The following is a 329-nucleotide window of genomic DNA, read 5'->3' on the forward strand; positions in this document are numbered from 1 at the left end:
TTTTGTTCCAATTGGATGCCTCGAGGTTCGGGTGGGTTACAATAACTAAAATTTTCATTTGGATTAGCTCCTATTCATAGTAGATTTATTTATTTTCGAAAAATGGGACATCTTTCATAAATATACTTTCTTGTTTCTTAACTAGGGGGCCATCAAGTTCTGATAGTCGTCTTACTTCGATCCACTCAGGGTCGCTGCGGAATCTTTCATAGTTCAGGTTGCGTTCCTCCATGGAAGCATGTTCAACAATATAATAAAGGCGGTTGCTGGATTCATCTAAATCTTCCCAAAAAAGCGTTATTTTCATATGATGCTTGTTAAACAATTGA

Annotated in this window: 1 protein-coding gene; it reads right to left on the reverse strand. The window is 36.8% G+C overall.

Features of this window, described 5'->3' with window-relative positions; translation table 11 throughout:
- Window positions 1-85 precede the first annotated feature (85 nt).
- Window positions 86-329: NIPSNAP family protein (locus KVT27_RS24055; protein ID WP_217582118.1), on the reverse strand; the 244-nt coding region annotated here is incomplete at its 5' end.

The sequence above is a fragment of the Lysinibacillus sp. GbtcB16 genome (assembly GCF_019091145.1).
GTDB lineage: Bacteria > Bacillota > Bacilli > Bacillales_A > Planococcaceae > Lysinibacillus > Lysinibacillus fusiformis.